This window comes from Terribacillus halophilus, from assembly GCF_900101385.1.
Lineage (GTDB): Bacteria > Bacillota > Bacilli > Bacillales > Amphibacillaceae > Terribacillus > Terribacillus halophilus.
In genome coordinates this window covers 33,299-51,538 of record NZ_FMZB01000011.1, presented here as the reverse complement: position 1 = coordinate 51,538, position 18,240 = coordinate 33,299, and the positions used below count along the sequence as shown (strand labels likewise).

At 46.4% G+C, this 18,240-nt stretch carries 24 protein-coding genes; 2 read left to right on the top strand and 22 right to left on the bottom strand.

Features of this window, described 5'->3' with window-relative positions:
• Positions 1 to 35 precede the first annotated feature (35 nt).
• From BLQ53_RS16010 to BLQ53_RS15975, 8 genes are all read right to left on the bottom strand, one after another.
• Entirely contained in the window at positions 36 to 569 is a 534-nt protein-coding gene (locus BLQ53_RS16010) for a redoxin domain-containing protein (protein WP_093728317.1), read from the bottom strand.
• A 56-nt stretch (positions 570 to 625) separates the two neighbouring features.
• A complete protein-coding gene (locus BLQ53_RS16005; RefSeq protein WP_093728316.1) occupies positions 626 to 1,366 on the bottom strand; it encodes a pseudouridine synthase in 741 nt (246 codons plus the stop codon).
• A 62-nt stretch (positions 1,367 to 1,428) separates the two neighbouring features.
• The gene (locus BLQ53_RS16000) at positions 1,429 to 1,962 is read right to left on the bottom strand and encodes a spore maturation protein (protein WP_093728315.1); all 534 of its coding nucleotides are present in this window, start codon (positions 1,960 to 1,962) and stop codon (positions 1,429 to 1,431) included.
• Positions 1,959 to 2,552 (bottom strand): nucleoside recognition domain-containing protein, encoded by a 594-nt coding sequence (locus tag BLQ53_RS15995; RefSeq protein WP_093728314.1) that lies wholly within the window; start codon positions 2,550 to 2,552, stop codon positions 1,959 to 1,961. The genes BLQ53_RS16000 and BLQ53_RS15995 overlap by 4 nt, the downstream gene beginning before the upstream one ends.
• Positions 2,546 to 3,601: a D-alanyl-D-alanine carboxypeptidase family protein gene (locus tag BLQ53_RS15990; protein WP_093728313.1), complete on the bottom strand. Its 1,056-nt coding sequence runs from the start codon at positions 3,599 to 3,601 to the stop codon at positions 2,546 to 2,548. The genes BLQ53_RS15995 and BLQ53_RS15990 overlap by 7 nt, the downstream gene beginning before the upstream one ends.
• A 265-nt stretch (positions 3,602 to 3,866) precedes the next feature.
• Entirely contained in the window at positions 3,867 to 4,718 is an 852-nt protein-coding gene (locus BLQ53_RS15985) for a superoxide dismutase (RefSeq protein WP_244499369.1), read from the bottom strand.
• A gap of 52 nt (positions 4,719 to 4,770) precedes the next feature.
• The gene (gene scpB / locus BLQ53_RS15980) at positions 4,771 to 5,343 is read right to left on the bottom strand and encodes an SMC-Scp complex subunit ScpB (RefSeq protein WP_093728312.1); all 573 of its coding nucleotides are present in this window, start codon (positions 5,341 to 5,343) and stop codon (positions 4,771 to 4,773) included.
• A complete protein-coding gene (locus BLQ53_RS15975) occupies positions 5,327 to 6,079 on the bottom strand; it encodes a segregation/condensation protein A (protein ID WP_093728384.1) in 753 nt (250 codons plus the stop codon). Before BLQ53_RS15975 ends, scpB begins: the two co-directional genes overlap by 17 nt.
• A gap of 136 nt (positions 6,080 to 6,215) precedes the next feature.
• Here BLQ53_RS15975 and BLQ53_RS15970 point away from each other — a divergent pair, with 136 nt between their 5' ends.
• Complete coding sequence (locus BLQ53_RS15970) at positions 6,216 to 6,296, top strand: YjcZ family sporulation protein (protein ID WP_038561009.1); 81 nt, start codon at positions 6,216 to 6,218, stop codon at positions 6,294 to 6,296.
• A gap of 49 nt (positions 6,297 to 6,345) precedes the next feature.
• Here BLQ53_RS15970 and BLQ53_RS15965 read toward each other — a convergent pair whose 3' ends face one another.
• Positions 6,346 to 6,699: a GNAT family N-acetyltransferase gene (locus BLQ53_RS15965; protein ID WP_093728311.1), complete on the bottom strand. Its 354-nt coding sequence runs from the start codon at positions 6,697 to 6,699 to the stop codon at positions 6,346 to 6,348.
• A gap of 350 nt (positions 6,700 to 7,049) precedes the next feature.
• Between BLQ53_RS15965 and BLQ53_RS15960 the strand changes: the two genes are divergently transcribed.
• Entirely contained in the window at positions 7,050 to 7,490 is a 441-nt protein-coding gene (locus BLQ53_RS15960; protein ID WP_093728310.1) for a peptidylprolyl isomerase, read from the top strand.
• Positions 7,491 to 7,527: 37 nt separating this feature from the next.
• Here BLQ53_RS15960 and lysA read toward each other — a convergent pair whose 3' ends face one another.
• The 13 genes from lysA to BLQ53_RS15895 all read right to left on the bottom strand — a co-directional run bounded on the left by lysA (position 7,528) and on the right by BLQ53_RS15895 (position 18,238).
• Positions 7,528 to 8,826, bottom strand: coding sequence for a diaminopimelate decarboxylase (lysA, locus tag BLQ53_RS15955; RefSeq protein WP_093728309.1), 1,299 nt, complete (start codon positions 8,824 to 8,826; stop codon positions 7,528 to 7,530).
• Between the two features lie 161 nt (positions 8,827 to 8,987).
• Positions 8,988 to 10,463, bottom strand: a complete 1,476-nt coding sequence (locus BLQ53_RS15950; RefSeq protein WP_093728308.1) for a spore germination protein — start codon at positions 10,461 to 10,463, stop codon at positions 8,988 to 8,990.
• Entirely contained in the window at positions 10,456 to 11,019 is a 564-nt protein-coding gene (spoVAEA, locus tag BLQ53_RS15945) for a stage V sporulation protein SpoVABEA (RefSeq protein WP_093728307.1), read from the bottom strand. The genes BLQ53_RS15950 and spoVAEA overlap by 8 nt, the downstream gene beginning before the upstream one ends.
• 7 nt (positions 11,020 to 11,026) lie before the next feature.
• Positions 11,027 to 11,377 carry a stage V sporulation protein AE gene (gene spoVAE / locus BLQ53_RS15940; protein ID WP_093728306.1) on the bottom strand — a complete coding sequence of 117 codons (351 nt, stop codon included), beginning with the start codon at positions 11,375 to 11,377 and terminating at the stop codon, positions 11,027 to 11,029.
• A gap of 2 nt (positions 11,378 to 11,379) precedes the next feature.
• The gene (spoVAD, locus tag BLQ53_RS15935) at positions 11,380 to 12,390 is read right to left on the bottom strand and encodes a stage V sporulation protein AD (RefSeq protein ID WP_093728305.1); all 1,011 of its coding nucleotides are present in this window, start codon (positions 12,388 to 12,390) and stop codon (positions 11,380 to 11,382) included.
• Between the two features lie 4 nt (positions 12,391 to 12,394).
• Positions 12,395 to 12,856, bottom strand: a complete 462-nt coding sequence (spoVAC, locus tag BLQ53_RS15930) for a stage V sporulation protein AC (protein ID WP_093728304.1) — start codon at positions 12,854 to 12,856, stop codon at positions 12,395 to 12,397.
• 16 nt (positions 12,857 to 12,872) lie between these two features.
• Positions 12,873 to 13,289: a stage V sporulation protein AB gene (locus BLQ53_RS15925; protein ID WP_170829738.1), complete on the bottom strand. Its 417-nt coding sequence runs from the start codon at positions 13,287 to 13,289 to the stop codon at positions 12,873 to 12,875.
• Positions 13,270 to 13,893 carry a stage V sporulation protein AA gene (locus BLQ53_RS15920; RefSeq protein ID WP_093728302.1) on the bottom strand — a complete coding sequence of 208 codons (624 nt, stop codon included), beginning with the start codon at positions 13,891 to 13,893 and terminating at the stop codon, positions 13,270 to 13,272. The genes BLQ53_RS15925 and BLQ53_RS15920 overlap by 20 nt, the downstream gene beginning before the upstream one ends.
• A 113-nt stretch (positions 13,894 to 14,006) precedes the next feature.
• The gene (gene sigF / locus BLQ53_RS15915; RefSeq protein ID WP_093728301.1) at positions 14,007 to 14,762 is read right to left on the bottom strand and encodes an RNA polymerase sporulation sigma factor SigF; all 756 of its coding nucleotides are present in this window, start codon (positions 14,760 to 14,762) and stop codon (positions 14,007 to 14,009) included.
• A 9-nt stretch (positions 14,763 to 14,771) separates the two neighbouring features.
• The gene (spoIIAB, locus tag BLQ53_RS15910) at positions 14,772 to 15,215 is read right to left on the bottom strand and encodes an anti-sigma F factor (protein WP_093728300.1); all 444 of its coding nucleotides are present in this window, start codon (positions 15,213 to 15,215) and stop codon (positions 14,772 to 14,774) included.
• Positions 15,212 to 15,568 (bottom strand): anti-sigma F factor antagonist, encoded by a 357-nt coding sequence (gene spoIIAA, locus BLQ53_RS15905; RefSeq protein WP_093728299.1) that lies wholly within the window; start codon positions 15,566 to 15,568, stop codon positions 15,212 to 15,214. The genes spoIIAB and spoIIAA overlap by 4 nt, the downstream gene beginning before the upstream one ends.
• 99 nt (positions 15,569 to 15,667) lie before the next feature.
• Positions 15,668 to 16,828, bottom strand: coding sequence for a D-alanyl-D-alanine carboxypeptidase family protein (locus BLQ53_RS15900; protein WP_093728298.1), 1,161 nt, complete (start codon positions 16,826 to 16,828; stop codon positions 15,668 to 15,670).
• Between the two features lie 108 nt (positions 16,829 to 16,936).
• A complete protein-coding gene (locus BLQ53_RS15895) occupies positions 16,937 to 18,238 on the bottom strand; it encodes a pyrimidine-nucleoside phosphorylase (protein ID WP_093728297.1) in 1,302 nt (433 codons plus the stop codon).
• Between the last annotated feature and the right edge of the window lie 2 nt (positions 18,239 to 18,240).

Genomic DNA, 18,240 nt, shown 5'->3' with positions numbered 1-18,240 from the left:
AAAAGGGCATTGCTGCATATATATCGCCTCTTCTCTCAAGGCACAATCTCATCCAGATAATCCTCCAAACGATCCGTCTGCAATGGACCATACACTGTCCTGCTGACAGTTCCGTCGGCACGAATGAAAAAGGTTGCCGGCAGTGCATTCACTCCATATGCTTCCATCACTTGACCGTTATCCCGCATGATCGGAAAAGAAAGCTTGTATCGCTCCCGAAAGCGATCGATTACGAGCTTGCTTTCATCCTCGCTGATGGCGGCAAAGATGACATTATCGTTTTCATATGTATTGGATGCTTCCTCGAATAAAGGCATTTCCTGCTTGCAAGGTTCGCAATAAGTCGCCCAAAAGTTGACAAGGACCCCTTTGCCTTTCATCTCGGATAGCTTGAACGCCTCGCCAGTCTGCAAATCCGTGAGCATGAAATCGGGAGCTTTCTCCCCGTTTTCCACCTTTTCGGACTTTCCCTCAACCAGCAGCTGCCACCCTGCTGTCAAAACCAGGCCCGCCAAGGCTGCAAGCACGGTCAGTCGTATGTAGAAACGCTTTTTGCGAGTGGATGTCAAATATACTCACCTCTTAGCCAAGTATAGCATGTCAACCACCTGCCAATTTTGACAAATTATTTACGTTTTTCTTTGTATTCATGTTTGAATCGATGCACTTCTTCCGGTGTGAGTTTACGATAGGCCCCCGGCTGCAATCCTTCGAGCGTCAAGAAACCGTATCGTTCCCGTTTGAGTTTCTGAACAGGGAATTGAATTTTTTCCAGCATCTTCCTCACCTGACGATTGCGCCCTTCGTGCAGGATAATCTGGATGAGACTTGTGTTTTTCTTCCTATCTGCGCTCATCATCTTCGTGTAGACAGCTTTGCACTTATGCCCATCGATCATGACGCCCCGTTTCAGTTGTTTCAATTCTTCCGGACTCGGTATGCCTTTGACCTTGGCTACATAGACTTTATCGATTTTTTGGCTTGGGTGCATGAGCATATTGGCAAATTCCCCATCGTTGGTCAAAAGCAGCAAACCAGAAGTATCATAATCAAGCCGCCCGATCGGATAGACCCTTTCCATCACTTCCGGCATCAAATCCAGCACAACTTTTCTATCTTTCTCATCTTGCACGCTTGAGATGACGCCGCGCGGCTTGTACAGCATATAATAGACCGACTTTTCCTTCTCAAGCGGTATACCGTTCACTTCGACGGTGTCCTTATCGGTTACTTTTACGCCGAGTTCCTTCACGACTTTGCCATTTACCTTGACTTTGCCTTCCAAAATCATCGTCTCGGCTTTCCTTCTTGATGTAATACCGCTGTGTGCGATGACTTTCTGCAAACGTTCTGCTTGTTTATCCATGTACTGATCCTCACTTTTATCATCAGGAACAAAGAAAGAGCGTTAACGATTGTCAACGCTTCTCATGCTCCGAATATAATCGTTACTACAATGATTGAAGCCATTATACCAATAACATCTGCCAACAGTCCAACTTTTAATGCATCTCCCATTTTCCGGATACCAACAGCACCGAAATATACAGTCAGCACATAGAAGGTCGTATCCGTACTCCCTTGCAGGACAGATGCGAGCCGTCCGATGAAAGAGTCGGGACCGTGGGTCGCTATCAGCTCTGTGGTCATGCCCAGGGCAGCTGTCCCACTGATCGGTCGGACAAGTGCTAGCGGAACGATATCTGCGGGCATCCCGATAAAGCTTAAAACAGGTGTAATCAAACCGATGAGCGCATCCAATGCTCCGGATGCCCGAAGGATGGAAATGGAGACGAGCATGCCAAGCAAAAAAGGCAGAATGGAGATTGCCAGACTGATGCCTTCCTTCCCGCCATCCACAAACAGCTCATATGTCGGCAGCCGTTTGGCTGTCGCGATAGCCAATACTACGAGGATCAGACAAGGGATGATCCAAATGCTGGCTGTAGTGAGAAGGCTCATATATGCCGCTCCTTCCGCCTCCGGATTTCATAGAAAATCCGATCGATTAGGATCGCCCCGATGAATGAAATGATGGAAGCCAGCAAGGTAGCGCTGACAATTTCGGTTGGTGACTGGGATTCATATTTCATTCGGACAGCCAGTACAGTAGTCGGAATGAGCGTCAAACTGGAAGTGTTGACGGCAAGGAAGGTGATCATCGAACGGCTCGCCTTGGGACTGTTGCTTAATTTTTTCATCTCTTCCATTGCTTTGATACCCATTGGTGTCGCAGCATTGCCTAGTCCGAAGAAGTTGGCGGTCAAATTGGATAAAATATACCCCATGGCAGGATGATCTTTCGGGATATCTGGAAACAATCTGGCGATGAATGGTTTTGCCAGCTTGACCAGTCCATTCAAAAGTCCTGCTGCTTCTGCTATTTTGGTGATACCGAGCCAAAATACCATCACGCTGATTAAACTGATCGCAAGTACCACTGCATCATCCGCACTTTGGAAAATTGCTTTATTCACTTCGTCCATCGTACCGTTTATCATGGCATAAATGATGCCCCCGATTGCCATCACTGCCCAAATGTAATTCACCATAAACGGACACCTGCCAGTTCATCAAAGACTTGCTTGGTCATGCCTGCCAGTGTTGGTTTTTGCGGGACGGAGTAAATCGGTACAGTGCCGACTTTTTTATCATTCAGATAATACACATCCGCACCAATCTGCTGTTTGTCTTCTTGTTTGTCCGTATTCAGCAGATACGTCTTCGTTTGGGCCTGCTGCTTTTCCTGTTCGGATACAGGATAGATGATCGAAGTGCCCGTCTCGGACTGTTTCAGCCTGGTGAGTTTATATTCCTCAAAGCCCCAATCAAACAGATTCATATGATCCCGCCAGTCATCCGGATCGTTGATCGTGACGACAACCAGTTCCATACCGTCCTTTTCCGCCGTACTCACCAGCGTCCTGCCTGCTTTTTTCGTATAACCTGTCTTCCCGCCGGTGGAATATTCATAATAGCGTGTCAGCATCTTATTCTTATTGCCCCAGGCATACTTCTTGGAGTCCGCTTTGTATTGTTTCGCACCGCTGATTTTTCGGAAAGTATCATTTTGCATGGCATATTTCGTCAGTAATGCCATGTCATAGGCTGAACTGTGATGTGTTTTTGTATCAAGCCCGTGCGGATTATCAAAATGGGAATCCTGCATACCGAGCCAAGCAGCCTTCTCATTCATCAGATGGGTAAAACCTTCTTCGCTTCCGCCAACATGCTCCGCAATGGCGACGGCTGCGTCATTGCCTGATCGAAGCATCAGGCCATATACCAAGTCTTTCAGCTGTATCTTTTCACCTTCCTTCAGATAAATGGAAGAACCCTCGGTATACACAGCATTTTTGCTGACAGTGACTTCTTCATCCATCTTTCCGGATTCGATGGCGATGATAGCCGTCATGATTTTTGTGATACTGGCAATCCGTTTTGGATCAGTTGCATTCTTCTCATATAAAATCCTGCCTGTGGAGAGCTCCATCAAGATAGCAGCATCCGCTGACACGTCAGGTTTGGCAGCTGCTTGTCCCGGCAGGAGCGTAACACAAAGCATAATGGCAGTCATTACAATCAGCATGCGCTTTAACATGTTTCGAACCTCCCTTGATCATCTATCTACAGTGTATGCAGCCGAGACAAGCTTATGAACAAGTGAAAAGAGACGGAGACAAAACCTGACTGGCAGAATAACTCGCTTTCCTGCGGTGAGCATTCCGGGGTCTCACCTTCCCGGATTCTGCTTACGCTTATCGAATGTATATTCCAAATCCCGAATAAATAAACCGAACGTTAGGGCCATTTGATTTTGCCCTAACGTTCGGTTTTTAGAATTAATTACACTTGCCCCATTTATCTTAAAACGGAGCCCATTTCACTTGTTTGGCAGTCTGGAATCTTTGTGCCACATTCGCCCAGTTGACGACGTTCCACCAGTTTTCGATGTACTGCTTTTTTTCAGTTTTATATTGAAGATAATAGGCATGCTCCCACATGTCCAAAACCAGTAAAGGAATCGTGTCAAGCAAACTGAAGAATTGATGCTTCTCCAATGTCTGAATGGCCAAATGATGTGATCTCGGTTCCCAAACGAGGACGACCCAGCCAACGCCTTCAACACTGTCCGCTGCGGCGGAGAACATCTTCTTGAATCTGCTGAAGGAGCCAAAATCTTTGCGGATTTGCTGAGCCAGCTGACCAGTCGGCTCTCCTCCTCCATTAGGCGACATATTGTACCAAAAGATTGTGTGGAGAAAATGCCCTGAACCATGGAAAGATTGTTCTCTTAAGTAATGCTTGTAATCTGAGCTGGTTTTATCCTCTCTATTCAAATACAGCATTTCTTCGGCTTTGTTCAGTCCATCAACATAGGACTGATGATGCTTCGTATAATGAAGTTCCATGATCTCTCTGCTGATATACGGCTCCAGTGCATCAAAACGATAAGGAAGCGGCGGCAGACGGTGCTGGCCCCAGCGAATGCTATTCTGACGGGCTGCCTGCTCTGCCCTGGCTGCAATTCTTTCCGCATCCTGCTTGAGCTGAAGTATTGCTTCTTGTGAAAAGGTTTCAGACGTTAACGCAATCTGCAAGTTGTGCTGCAGCTCACTGAGATCGGCTGCCCATTCTCCTCTATATGACTCGCCTGTATATGATAGCATGGCATTGCTCCATTCCAGCAAAGCCTCCAAATAATTTCTATTGTTCAAGATTGCTCACCTCGCCCTAGCATATGTACCGAGGCAGCGGGATGAATCCCTGTCAATCGGTTTCAGCAGGGAAATCTTCAAAGAACAATTCGGCTGCACTCTCCGGATCGTCGACACCTTCTGGCAGCGGCGGCAAATCATCCAAAGAATGCAGACCGAAATAAGCAAGGAATGCAAGTGTCGTAACATAGAGAATCGGTCGTCCGATGCCTTCTTTCCGCCCGCTTTCTTCAATGAAACCTCTGGCTACGAGCGTTTGAATCGGTCTCTCACTTTTCACGCCACGCACTTCCTCGACCTCGATCCTTGTTATCGGCTGTTTATAAGCAATGATCGCCAGCGTCTCCAGCGCTGCTTGCGATAGCTTGCTACTTTGAGGTGATTCGAGAAGTTTACGGTGATAAACTGCATGCTCTTGCTTTGTTGTCAGGTAATAGGCACCTTTGAGCTCCATGATGGATAATCCACGGGTCGGAGCGTTATACGCTTCCCTCAGCGCAGCCAGTTCCTTCTCGATTTCCTCTTCCCCTAATTCCAAGGCATGCATGAGCTGTTTTTTTGTCAGTCCTTCATCGCCAGCTGCAAACAACAGCCCTTCCAAAATACTATTATATGGTACTTCCATCATGCATCCCCATTTCAAATACGATTAACTCATCAAAGTGCTGTTTTTGTCTGCAGAAAATCTGCTGTTTCTTCATTAATTCCAATATGGCCATAAAGGTGACCACGATATGCTGCTTCGTCCGTTCCGGGAACAGATCGAAGAAATCGACTCCATTTTGTCTGTTCCTGACAGTTTGAAGCACTTCACCCATCCGATCTTCCAAGACGATTTCAGCCCGCTGTATTTTCGTATCCAGCGGCTGGCTCCATTCCCTTCTGCGAAAGACCCGCTGCAAAGCGGCCACCATATCATAAACAGTCACTTCACCCGGCTCCAGCGGTTTCAATTCTGGTTTATCAGGCAGCGGAGCAGGCGATCTTGTGTAAAGTTTGTCGGCTGCCAGTTCTTTTGCCTTCAGTTCCTCTGCTGCTTCCTTGAATTTTCGGTATTCAATCAAGCGATGCATCAGCTCATCCCGAGGATCTTCCTCCTCCATCACTGCTTCTTCATCAAGTACTGCTTGATTCGGCAAAAGCAGCTGGCTTTTCATGGCAAGCAGTGTTGCCGCCATGACCAGATACTCACTGGCAATGTTGAGTTCCAATTGCTGCATCGTATGTATATAATGCATATATTGCTCGGTGATCACTGCCACCGGTATATCATAAATATCGATTTCGTATTGGTTGATCAAATGCAGGAGCAGATCGAGCGGTCCTTCGAATCCATCCAGTTTTACACTGTACCCTTGCACAGAATCTCCTCCTTCCGAAAAAAGTTCACAACCGCCCAACCCTATGCATTCCTCCTGTCATACCTTATACCGTAAGATAAATGTTCGGTAGTTCCAGCATTTATCTGAGTCTTTCATACAAAGGAGGAATTCCACCATGGGTAGCTACGGCGGAGGATTTGCTTTGATCGTTGTGCTTTTCATTCTTCTAATCATCGTAGGTGCTGCTTGGCTATAAGCCGATAGTACAAAGAAAACCAGCCTTCAAAAGGAGGCTGGTTTTTATTTTAAGCTTCTGTTTCGCATTTCTCAAGGAAATTCTTTGTTTCATCTGTCGCCATGACCTGGTGCATCGGCGCATACATATTCCGCAGCTCACAAACCATCTGTTTGCCGATACCATTCCCCCGGTGGGATGGGTCAACTGAAATATGCTGCACGATGGCGTCATCTCCATCGATTGCGACACCAATCGCCCCGCGGATATCATCTTCATCTTTCCAAAGAAACAAGTGCCAATTTGGATTGTCATTGTATTCCTGAATTGTTCCCTGCAGTTTTTTCACTTCTTTTACATTGGGCATGAATGATAAAAGTCCCATTGCGATTTTTTCCATTGACTTCTTGTAACGTATTAGCATAATAACCCCTCATTAAGAAAATAACCTTCTGATCATGGACAGAAGAAAAAGGACACTCGCTCCCATCATGATCCAAAAAAGCACTTTCTCTTGTTTGTCACTATCCTGCAACTTTGTTTCAGCTCCTAGCTTACGTAGTCTTATTTAAAACCTATCTACGTTTTTTGTCAACTTTACTTTCTCTTTCATCCATATTCTCACTACCCGATTCACAAGGGAATTCCTTGCTAGGTTTCCCTATATTTCATGCGCCATACAATAGATGCAAGCAGATTATGGCGAGGATAAGTGTTTATGTGGTATTATCATCAAGGAGTACATACTCTTTTTATTTTTAGGAGGACAAGCTAATGGCTAAAAAAGGTTACATCCTAATGCTGGATGGCGATAAAATCGAATTTGAACTTTATCCGGAGGAAGCACCGAACACAGTAGCGAACTTTGAAGAGCTCGCAAACTCCGGTTTCTATGATGGTGTTGTATTCCACCGTGTCATTCCTGGTTTCGTAAGCCAAGGCGGCGACCCAACAGGCACTGGTATGGGAGGAAGCGGCAAAACAATCAAATGTGAAACAGAAGGCAATCCACATACACATGAAGCTGGCAGCCTATCCATGGCACACGCAGGTAAAGATACCGGTTCCAGCCAATTCTTCATCGTGCATGAGCCGCAGCCGCATTTGAACGGCGTCCATACTGTCTTCGGTAAGGTGACTTCCGGTTTGGAAACTGCTCGCAATATGAGAAACGGCGACACAATGGAAACTGTCAAAGTATTCGACGAAGAATAAGAAAAAATCCTGTATGCAGCATGCATACAGGATTTTTTTATTCATAGGACAAGTCTAACCGTGTCAATTCCTCTGCCTCTTCCCGTCTGACGACGAGTTTGTCTTTCCCGTTTTCAACGAATACGACAGCAGGTCTGCCGAAACGATTATAATTGTTTGCCATCGCATAGCCGTATGCTCCCGTACTGAATACGGCAAGCAAGTCCCCTGCCTCCACTTTCGGCAAATCAATATCCCAAATCAGCATATCGCCGGATTCACAGCACTTTCCAGCGATGGATACTGTCTCAACAGGCGTTTCATCCGCGCGGTTGGCGATTTTAGCTTCATAGACAGCTTTGTATAGCGCTGGACGTAGATTGTCAGTCATCCCACCGTCGACAGCAACATATTTGCGTACTCCCGGAATTTCTTTGACAGATCCGATTGTATACAGGGTGGCCGCTGCATTACCAACGATCGATCTGCCTGGTTCAATCCAGATCTCCGGCATTTCGATTGCCGCTTTTTCTGCTTCGGCTTTGATTCGCTCTACCAATGCATAGATATAATCTGACAACGGAAGCGGTTCATCATTTTCCGTATAACGAATGCCAAACCCGCCTCCTACATTAAGCACCGCTGGTTCAAAGCCATAATCTCTCTGCCAGGATTTGATAAGCTCGAACAGTCTGTCCACCGCCATCAGGAATCCATCGGTCTCGAAAATCTGTGAACCGATATGGCAGTGCAGCCCTTTCATTCTGATCACTTCGCTGTCCTTCACGTGCAGGAATGCTTTTTCTGCTTGGCCGTTGGCAATATCGAAGCCGAATTTGGAATCTTCATTGCCTGTCAAAATATAGTCATGTGTATGTGCTTCAATGCCGGGTGTTACGCGCAGAAGGACATCCATCTGCTTCCCTTGTTCTTTCAGCACTGCTTCCAATAAAGCAATTTCATGGAAGTTATCTACAACCACACAGCCGATATCATGTTCCACTGCCATGGAGATTTCTTCCTGACTCTTGTTATTGCCATGGAGATGGATCTTCTCCGTCGGAAAATCCGCTTTCAATGCAGTATGCAGCTCTCCTCGTGAGACAACATCCAAGGATAACTTTTCCTGCTTTGCCACCTGCAGCATGGCGACGGATGAAAAAGCCTTGCTGGCATATGCGACCTGCGCTTTGACTCCCAATGCCTCGAATGCTTCGACAAATGCCTTGGCATTTTTACGGATGATACCGACATCATATACGAATAGTGGCGTACCATATTTTTTAGCAAGTGTGACGGCATCCACGCCGCCGATTTCCAAAACATGCTGATCATTTATTACAAAAGGGTGCTGCATATACTATTACCTCCAAACAACGTCTTCATCGGATTGGCATAAACAAAAGCCCAACTTTTCCGCATAGGAAGAAGATGAGCTTTCGCATCACACGCTACACTACCCGAACTGTCATAAAAAATAGATAGAGTAAACGTACCATATTCTTATTTTTCTAGCAACTAAGAATTCGGCATTCTTGTCTTGTCTGGAGAGTTAGTGATAGTCGGACGATATTTAGCCAAAGGAACTGGTGTACGATAGATAGTCTCCCTAAGCGCCTTCATATTGAAAGGAATGAATGGCCACATGTATGGTGTATTAAGTGATTTCGTCCCGACAAGAAACAGGATGGCAAGGGTAATGCTTATGACAAACCCTGGGATACCGAATATTGCCGTCGCAATCAAAAAGAATAACCGCGTGATCTTATTCGAAACACTAAGCTCAAAACTTGGTGTAACAAAGGAGCCAACAGCAGAAACTGCCACATAAAGGATGACCTCAGGTGTGAACAATCCAACGTTTATGGCGATTTCACCAATCAGGATGGCAGCAATAAGACCCATTGCCGTTGAAAGCGGTGTAGGCGTATGGATAGCAGCTAATCGGAGGAATTCAATTCCCAGATCAGCTAATAGGATCTGAAGGAATAACGGAATATGTCCCCCACCCTTGTTCGGTCCAATAAAATCGATTGTATCCGGCAGCAGCTCAGGCTGAACAGTGACTAGATACCAGAAAGGCATGAGGAATAATGATACAAAAATGCCCACCAGACGAACCAAACGGATGAATGACCCAGGTCCCGGCGACTCCCGATACTCTTCAGCGTGCTGCAAATGAGAAAAGTAGGTTGCCGGAGTAATGATGACACTAGGTGATGTATCGACAATAATCAGTACATGCCCCTCCAAAAGGTGGACGGCTCCAATATCTGGTCTTTCCGTATACCTGACAAGCGGGAAGGGCCTGATTCCTTGTTTTACCAGAAATTCCTCGACTGATTTATCGGACATCGGCAATCCATCGATTTCGATTTCTGTTAATTCCCTTTTGATGAGTTTCACTAAATTAGGGTCAGCGACATCCTCTATATACGCAATGCATATATCCGTCTTGGATCTTTCCCCTACTTGCATCATTTCCAGGCGAAGTCGCTCATCCCGGATTCTCCGGCGCGTCAGAGCTGTGTTTATGATGATATTTTCCGTATAACCATCACGCGGACCGCGAATGACTTTCTCTGTGTCCGGCTCCTCGGGCTGTCTGCCCGGATAAGACCTTGTATCGACAACAAAAGCAAAATCACAGCCATCGATGAAAACGACGATCAATCCGGATAGGAATTGATCGACTGTGTCATCGATGCTTTCTGTCCTTCTCACTTGCATGTGCACCAGACGGTTTTCGATGATTTCAGGGACCTTATTTACATTCCTCTCGTCATCATTGATGCTCATTAATTTCGACAGCACACGCTGGACGACTTCTGCATCCGCAAGACCGGTTGTATAGTAGATTTCCACACGTTTCTTGAGAATGATCAGCGTACGGTGACCAACATCGAAGGAGACACCGACGCCGACTCTTTCTTTCATGAAATCATTCACTTCATCAATCTTTGTCGGAATCGGCGTTTTCTGTTCTTCAGCCATTTCGGCTTCCCTCCCTTTCAAGGATGATACGGAGCGCTTGTTCAGTAATCGGGGAGCCAAGTTCGATTGCGTCTTTCCCATGCATCTTCCCGATATCCCCAATGGCGATGACTAGCGGGATATCCAACTGATCCAGCAAATAAACGGTATCTCCGTTAATTCGGCCGAACTCCTCGGTAATGACGCCTTCCTTATCCACACCGAATGGCTGCAGTTCTCCATCCTGATCGATTGAGAAACTGACCCGGCTCCATTCCCTGTTCTGTGTATGTGCTGCTACTGCCAAAGCACCTATCACATCAATTTCCGGATCATCGGCAATGGCAAGCAGCAGCTTTTCCCCATTACCGATGCCAGGTACACCGCCATCGTCAAGCAGAACGTATACCGGTTCATCATCTGCAGTATGAATGGCATTTTTCATCGACTGAGCGTCAATGGTCATTGGATTATCCGCTAAATAAGAAAGCGATGTGCCGCCGAGGATTTCGGCAAGATAATCGATCGACCGCTTGGCATAAGCGTCTCCGTCTGTAATAAGAATTACTTTTTTCATGAAGGGTTCATCCCTTTGGTTTAAAAATTACCGAAACTAGAAATCCAAACAGGATAGCAGCTGCTATTCCGGCGGATGTCAGCTGGAACATCCCGAGTGCAATGCCCCAAAACCCATGCTTATCGGCTTGTTCCATCGCACCATGAAGCAAGGAATGGCCAAAGCTTGTAATCGGAACCGAAGCACCGGCACCTGCAAAGGAAATCAAATTATCATACAAGTCGAATCCATCAAGTACACATCCAGCCACGACAAATGTACTCATGACATGGCCTGCATCCAGTTTGGCCACATCCAGAAGCAGCTGACCGACAACACAGATCAGACCGCCTATGACAAATGCCCAGAAATAATCCATGCTTATCCCTCCTCCCTTACGAGCACGACACTATGTGCAATAGCTGGAATGGATTCCTTCTGGCGGATCACTGTCGGGTTCATCAAGGCACCTGTTGCCGTAACCAATATTCGTTTATACGTCCCCTTGCGCATCTCATCCAGAAGATGGGCATACGTCACGATAGCGGAACAGGCTGTTCCACTGCCGCCTGCGAGCATTCCCTGATCCTGGTTGTAAAGCAAATTGCCGCAATCTTTATGTACGGCATCAATGTTGATTCCATCACTGCGGAGCATATCTTTGAGAATCGGTGAACCGATACTCGACAAATCCCCCGTCACAATCAAATCATAATCAGCAGGCGTACGGCCAAAATCGCTCAAATGCCGTTTGATTGTGTCATAAGCTGCTGGAACCATCGCACTTCCAAGATCAAATGCATTTGTGGCACCGAAATCGACTACCTTGCCGATTGTTGCACCTTCTATCCGAATCGGACTCTTTTCCCGGCTGATTAGTGCACATCCAGCTCCTGTCGCTGTACTAGTCGCTGTTGCTGGCTTTTGGTTGCCATATTCCGTCGGGAAACGGAATTGCCTTTCCGCTGTTGCATTATGACTGCAGACAGCTGTCAAAACTCGCTCCGCTGCTCCGGAATCGATCAATTGGGATGCTATCGCCAATGTCTCCATGCTAGTGGAGCAGGCACCGAACATACCTAGGTAAGACATATCCAGATCGCGTGCCGTATAATTGGCACTCACGTTTTGATTCAATAGATCGCCAGCAATGAACATATCGATATGCTGCGGCTTCAAACCAGCTTTCTTTAATGTTATTTGTATCGAGTCCTGCAATAGTTTCCTTTCAGCCATTTCCCAGTTATCTTCCCCGCAGTACAGGTTGTCATAGGATTTATCGAAAGAGCGCCCCAATGGGCCCTTCCCTTCCTTTGGTCCGACACTGGTACCTGTTTCCTGGATATAAACCCGCTGATTCAATGTCCAGGACTGCTTACCCATTTTGACCATTTCCTTACCCTCCGATCAGCTGGTTGAATATAAACCGGATGATGCCGACGATATAAGCCGCCGTAACCCCGAATACAATGACACTGCCAGCTAGTTTGAACATATTGGACCCGACCCCGAGTACATAACCTTCCGATTTGTATTCCAAAGCCGCACTAGTCACGGCATTGGCGAATCCGGTCACTGGTACTGCCGATCCCGCTCCGGCAAATTGAGCGATGCGATCATATACCCCTATGCCGGTCAATAGTGCAGAAAGCAGGATCAATGTTGTGACAGTCGGTGTTCCAGCTTCCTGCTGCGTCATGTCGAAAACTTGCATATAAAACTTGGTGAGCAGTTCTCCTATCAAGCAGATAAGGCCGCCGACAAAGAAAGCTTTCAAACAGTTTTTGACGTATGGGACTTTAGGATAATACGTTTTTGCTGTGTCGTTATAATTTTCTTTTTTGAACTTGGAATCCATGATGTCACCTCTTTGATTAATAGGAAAATAAAAGCCATTGGAACAAAGATCCAGTAATCTTTCCAAGGACGATTGCCATGAAGAACCAGATTAAACTTCCATCCAGCCCGATCCGCCGGGTCAGAATCGGGAAAACATTCAAAACTTCTGTCAAAGCGGCAGCGAGCATGCCCACGAATATACCATGCAAGAGACCCCAGAGAGCAATCCACAAAATCGGCGCATGGAAATGGAAATAATGGAAAGAGAGAATAGTTCCGGCACAGGCGCCGGCAGTGACACCTGCTTCATAAGAGAGAAGGAACCGATGTGTCTTGCTCAGCTGCACCAGTCTCGGAATGATGCCAAGTACTGTAAGAAAAGCAACAAAACCTGCACCTGTTGCAAGCCCCGCACTGAGTCCGATCAGCACTTCAGCTATGGCGATCCACATGCTGCTGTTCCAAATCATTTTCGTGATAAGCTACATACACATCCATATCTCTCTGATATTTATGCATTTCCACTTCCAGCGGGCTCGGTTCCTCATTCAACCGTTTTTTGAATACATGGTTGAAAAAGAGGATCATGCCTACTCCAATGCCGATACTGTACGGGATTTGCAGCCAAAGCGGATGCAATAGTCTTTCGCCTGTCAATAGAAAATGAATCTGCTGCTGCACCGGCTCCATGCTGACATCAAAATGAAAGTTCATGATCGTCATGGCAGATCCAATGAACAAAAGCAGCCAGATGAGGATGACAAGCGGCCATACAGTTCGTTTTGTCGAATGCACGACATGAACGATCGTCTGTTCGGCACCAATCAACTGCAGCTCATGCTCCGGGAACAGCTTCATCAGCTGCTGAAAGACCGAAAAGCAATCCAGGACAACTATATTGCTGTCTTTCTCGCTGATCCTGTAAATGACGGTGTCGAGCATTCGCTCCTTATGCTCCCCTGCATTTGCGATATGTGCGATGTCCTTGAGTTTGATTATGGACATTGGGGCAGTTTTTATTTTCCGAATGAACCGGATATATACGATAGCTGGCATGCATATACACCTCTCCTATGAAGAAGCCTTTCTGTCCTTAGTATGGGAAAAGCACCAGAAAACATGCTGGTAATTCCAGCCAACAAAAAAAGCCTCTGCACGATGTGCAAAAGCTATTTTTCAAGCTGCTCCTTGATGGCAGCCAATATTTTTTTCTCGAGACGCGACACTTGGACTTGAGAGATGCCGAGCCGTTCGGAAACCTCGGATTGCGTCTGATCCTTATAAAAGCGTAAATACACAATGAGCCGTTCCCTTTCTCCAAGAGACTGGATTGCTTCCTGCAAGGCAAGCTTATCGAACCAGTTATTATCCTGTTCGGCAATCTGGTCAAGCAAGGTTATCGGATCCCCATCATTTTCGAAGACAGTCTCATGAATAGAGTGCGGCAGTTTGGCAGCCTCCTCCGCATGGATGATTTCCTCCGGTGACAGCTCCAGTTCCTTTGCAACCTCTTGAATAGTCGGGACACGATTCAGCAGTTTGGTCATTTCCTCTTTTTTCTTTCTTACCTTGTTGGCTGTCTCTTTCAGCGACCGGCTGACCTTCAAGCTGCCATCGTCCCGGATGAAACGCTGGATTTCGCCGATGATCATCGGTACTGCATAAGTAGAGAAGCGTACGTCATATGCCAAATCGAATTTATCGATCGACTTGATCAACCCGATACAGCCGATCTGGAACAGGTCATCTGGTTCATAGCCGCGGTTTATGAAACGCTGGACGACAGACCAAACGAGCCTTACATTCCTCTCGACAAGGATATCCCTTGCTTCTTTATCACCATTCTGACTTAACTGGATGTATGTTTTCACTTGCTTATCGGTCAATTGTTCCTTTGCCTTCTGCTGTTTCAAATATACATCCATCCGCCCCACCTACTGACTCATGGCTTTGCTTGAATTGAACTGCTTATTCATCGTCACGGTTGTGCCTTCCCCTTGTGCTGAATGCACATACACATGATCCATGAAATTTTCCATGATCGTAAAACCCATGCCGGATCGTTCCATATCCGGTTTGGAAGTGAATAGCGGCTCCATTGCCTGATCCACATCCGGAATGCCGACGCCTTCATCCTGAATGATTAGTTCCACTTCATCATCTGACAGCGTGCAAATAATCGTAATCATTTGATCCGGGTCTGAATTATAACCATGGATGATGGCATTCGTCACCGCTTCGGATACGACTGTCTTGATTTCGGTCAGCTCGTCCATAGTCGGATCAAGTTGAGAAACGAAGGACGCTACCGTCACACGGGCAAAAGCTTCGTTTCGGCTCTGGCTAGAAAAGGCAAACCGCATCATATTCGTGTTCATGATAATACCACCCCGAAAGTTTCCAGCGCATAGCGCTCATTTTCTTCAAAACGGATGATCTTGAAAAGACCTGACAATTGAAACAGTCTGTCCACAGCCGGTGTCAGGCTGCAGACGACCATTTCCCGACCTTCTGCTTTCAGTTCTTTATATCTGCCAAGAATGACACCCAGACCAGAACTATCCATAAATGAAAGAGATTCCAGGTTCAGGACCATATGCTTGATGCCAGGCTGCTGCAGGGCAAGCTGCCAGCTTTCCTTCAATTCGCTCGCTGTGTGATGATCGAGCTCCCCATTAAGACGTGCCAGCAAGATGGATTCCTTCAATTCATAATCGACTGTCAACCCCATAGCTTTTCTCCTCCTTTATCTGCTTATAGATTTCTGCAGAAAAAGGCGAATACCTTTCAGGTGACAAAAATAGAAGAAACCCGCAAGCGTTAGTCAAGATCAGTGGAATTTCACCATATCATCGAAGCTGCGTTTGATCAGCAGCCAATAACTGGCCTTCGGGAGATCCTCTTTCATGATTACCGGTGTGGAAGAAATTAGCTTGCCATCAGCTTTCACTTCCAGCACACCTACTTGTTCGCCGGCTTTGAGCGGTAAGGACAGCTCAGATTGATAGATGATTTTCGACGACAATTCACCAAGCTTTTCCCCTTTTTTGACAAGCAGCGATACAGGTTCAGCAGTAACAATTGGAACATCTTTATTACGTGCTTTCAGCATATCAAGCTTGGCAACAGTTTGATCCTGTTTATACAGCTGTTTTATCGTATATTGATTAAAACCATAATCCAGCAGCCGGGACACTTCGATATTGCGCTGCTTTGGCGTTTCAGCACCCATTACGACAGCGACCACCCGCATACCATCCTTCTTGGCAGTGGCCGTCAGACAATATCTGGCTTCTTTCGTAAACCCGGTTTTCAAACCATCGACTCCAGGATAGAATTTTACCAGCTTATTTGTATTGACCAGCCAGAATGGATCATCAGAATCCTTACGCAAATAATCCTCATAAATGCTTGTGAATTCGGTGATTTCTTCATGCCCAAGCAAAGCTCTGGCCATCAGCGCCATATCCTTGGCAGTGGAATAGTGATCAGCTGCCGGCAAGCCGGTTGCATTTTGGAATTTTGTATGGGAAAGTCCAAGCTCCCTTGCCTTCTCATTCATTTTTTTTACAAATGCATCTTCTGTTCCAGCAATCTTCTCAGCCAATGCCACACTAGCATCATTACCGGATGCGACAGCTATGCCTTTCAGTAAGTCTTTCACTGTCATTTCTTCCCCGGGCTCAAGGAAGATTTGTGACCCGCCCATACTGGCAGCATATTCACTTACTCTGACCTTCTCGTCATACTTTAGCGTACCAGCCTCGATTTCTTCCATGATTAAAAGCATGGTCATGATTTTTGTCATACTGGCTGGCGGGAGTTCTTCTTCCATATTCTCACCCGCCAAAACTTTTCCCGTGTCACGTTCGATCAATATCGATGATTTGGCCGTCTCTTTCTCCTGTTTTTCAGCAAAAGCGTGTGGCGGCACCACTCCTAGACAGATTACAAAAGCAATCAGCAAACTGATTAGACTCATTTTTCTCATTGTAAGGTTCCTCCGTTTACGGTAATACAGTTAGAATCTCCCAAATGAGTCGATTTATTAATAAATTTGTACATTAAAAAAGCAGCCCTTAAAAGGACTGCTTTGGATTCAGGAAATGACGTCGTAAATCAGCTGCATTTTTTCAGGCAGGGCGGCATCGATTGTATAGGAAGCCAAGACTTTATTCACGGAGTCTGCAGCCTGTGCATCACGTGCATGCAAGATAGCAATCGTTTCGCCTTGCGCTACCGCATCTCCTTGTTTTTTCTTCAACGTGATCCCGACAGCATGATCGATATCATCATCTTTTGTCGCACGGCCTGCACCTAAGTACATAGCCGCTGTTCCGATTCCTTCTGCATCGATGCTGTGCACATAACCTGCTGCAGGAGCTTTTACTTCAATATGATAATCCGCCTGCGGAAGAAGTTCTGGGTCATCGACAAGCGCTGTATCGCCGCCCTGTGCACCAATGAACGTACGGAAAGCTGCCAGCGCAGTCCCATTATCCAAGGATTCCTCCAAGTTCGCACGTGCTTCTTCGTAGCTTGAGAATTTATCTGCCAATAGCGCCATATGGGTTGCCAGTTCAACAGAGATTTCCCGCAGATCCGTTATTTTCTCACCGCTCAATACTTGGATCGCTTCTTTTACTTCGTTGCTGTTGCCAATCTCAAACCCTAGCGGCTGGTTCATGTCTGTGATGACAGCGACAGTCTGGCGGCCAAGATTTTTACCGATTTTGACCATCGTCTCCGCCAATTTTTTGGATTCATCCAATGATTTCATAAAAGCGCCAGAACCTGTTTTTACATCAAGTACGATTGCCTCTGCACCAGAAGCTAGCTTTTTGCTCATGATGGAGCTTGCAATAAGCGGAATCGTGTTGACTGTTCCGGTTACGTCTCGCAGTGCATATAGTTTCTTATCTGCCGGTGCAAGATTCCCAGTCTGGCCTGCAACCGCAAGTTTGTTTTCATTTACCAGTCCCATGAATTGCTCACGGCTCAAGTCGATCGAGAATCCTTGGAAAGATTCAAGTTTATCCAACGTTCCGCCTGTGTGACCGAGGCCGCGGCCGGACATTTTCGCAACCGGGATACCGATTGCCGCAACGAGCGGACCCGTGATTAGGGTGATTTTATCTCCTACACCGCCTGTGCTGTGTTTATCGACTTTCTTGCCTTCGATGCTGCTGAGGTCGAATGTCTCCCCGGAGATGGCCATTTCCTCTGTCAGCCAAGCTGTCTCTTCTTCTGTCATACCATTGAAATAGATAGTCATCAAGAAGGCTGATGCCTGATAATCCGGGATATCCCCTTTCGTATAACCTTGGACGAAGAATACAATCTCGTCTTTGGAAAGCGTACCGCCATCCCTTTTCTTCGTGATTAAATCAACCATTCTCATTT

What these genes read in the sequence shown, in the direction of transcription:
- BLQ53_RS15990 (WP_093728313.1), bottom strand. Translation starts at nt 3,601, where the DNA reads ATGTTAAAGCGCATGCTGATTGTAATGACTGCCATTATGCTTTGTGTT.
- BLQ53_RS15995 (WP_093728314.1), bottom strand. Translation starts at nt 2,552, where the DNA reads ATGGTGAATTACATTTGGGCAGTGATGGCAATCGGGGGCATCATTTAT.
- sigF (WP_093728301.1), bottom strand. Translation starts at nt 14,762, where the DNA reads ATGGATGTATATTTGAAACAGCAGAAGGCAAAGGAACAATTGACCGAT.
- spoVAD (WP_093728305.1), bottom strand. Translation starts at nt 12,390, where the DNA reads ATGGTCAAAATGGGTAAGCAGTCCTGGACATTGAATCAGCGGGTTTAT.
- BLQ53_RS15965 (WP_093728311.1), bottom strand. Translation starts at nt 6,699, where the DNA reads ATGCTAATACGTTACAAGAAGTCAATGGAAAAAATCGCAATGGGACTT.
- spoIIAB (WP_093728300.1), bottom strand. Translation starts at nt 15,215, where the DNA reads ATGAACACGAATATGATGCGGTTTGCCTTTTCTAGCCAGAGCCGAAAC.
- BLQ53_RS15950 (WP_093728308.1), bottom strand. Translation starts at nt 10,463, where the DNA reads ATGGCTGAAGAACAGAAAACGCCGATTCCGACAAAGATTGATGAAGTG.
- BLQ53_RS15970 (WP_038561009.1), top strand. Translation starts at nt 6,216, where the DNA reads ATGGGTAGCTACGGCGGAGGATTTGCTTTGATCGTTGTGCTTTTCATT.
- spoVAC (WP_093728304.1), bottom strand. Translation starts at nt 12,856, where the DNA reads ATGGATTCCAAGTTCAAAAAAGAAAATTATAACGACACAGCAAAAACG.
- spoIIAA (WP_093728299.1), bottom strand. Translation starts at nt 15,568, where the DNA reads ATGGGGTTGACAGTCGATTATGAATTGAAGGAATCCATCTTGCTGGCA.
- BLQ53_RS15900 (WP_093728298.1), bottom strand. Translation starts at nt 16,828, where the DNA reads ATGAGAAAAATGAGTCTAATCAGTTTGCTGATTGCTTTTGTAATCTGT.
- spoVAE (WP_093728306.1), bottom strand. Translation starts at nt 11,377, where the DNA reads ATGGATTATTTCTGGGCATTTGTCATAGGCGGTCTGATCTGTGTTGTC.
- spoVAEA (WP_093728307.1), bottom strand. Translation starts at nt 11,019, where the DNA reads ATGAAAAAAGTAATTCTTATTACAGACGGAGACGCTTATGCCAAGCGG.
- BLQ53_RS15895 (WP_093728297.1), bottom strand. Translation starts at nt 18,238, where the DNA reads ATGAGAATGGTTGATTTAATCACGAAGAAAAGGGATGGCGGTACGCTT.
- BLQ53_RS15960 (WP_093728310.1), top strand. Translation starts at nt 7,050, where the DNA reads ATGGCTAAAAAAGGTTACATCCTAATGCTGGATGGCGATAAAATCGAA.
- BLQ53_RS16005 (WP_093728316.1), bottom strand. Translation starts at nt 1,366, where the DNA reads ATGGATAAACAAGCAGAACGTTTGCAGAAAGTCATCGCACACAGCGGT.
- BLQ53_RS16000 (WP_093728315.1), bottom strand. Translation starts at nt 1,962, where the DNA reads ATGAGCCTTCTCACTACAGCCAGCATTTGGATCATCCCTTGTCTGATC.
- BLQ53_RS15925 (WP_170829738.1), bottom strand. Translation starts at nt 13,289, where the DNA reads ATGTGGATCGCCATAGCTGAAGTGCTGATCGGACTCAGTGCGGGGCTT.
- BLQ53_RS15920 (WP_093728302.1), bottom strand. Translation starts at nt 13,893, where the DNA reads ATGCCAGCTATCGTATATATCCGGTTCATTCGGAAAATAAAAACTGCC.
- lysA (WP_093728309.1), bottom strand. Translation starts at nt 8,826, where the DNA reads ATGCAGCACCCTTTTGTAATAAATGATCAGCATGTTTTGGAAATCGGC.
- scpB (WP_093728312.1), bottom strand. Translation starts at nt 5,343, where the DNA reads ATGGAAGTACCATATAATAGTATTTTGGAAGGGCTGTTGTTTGCAGCT.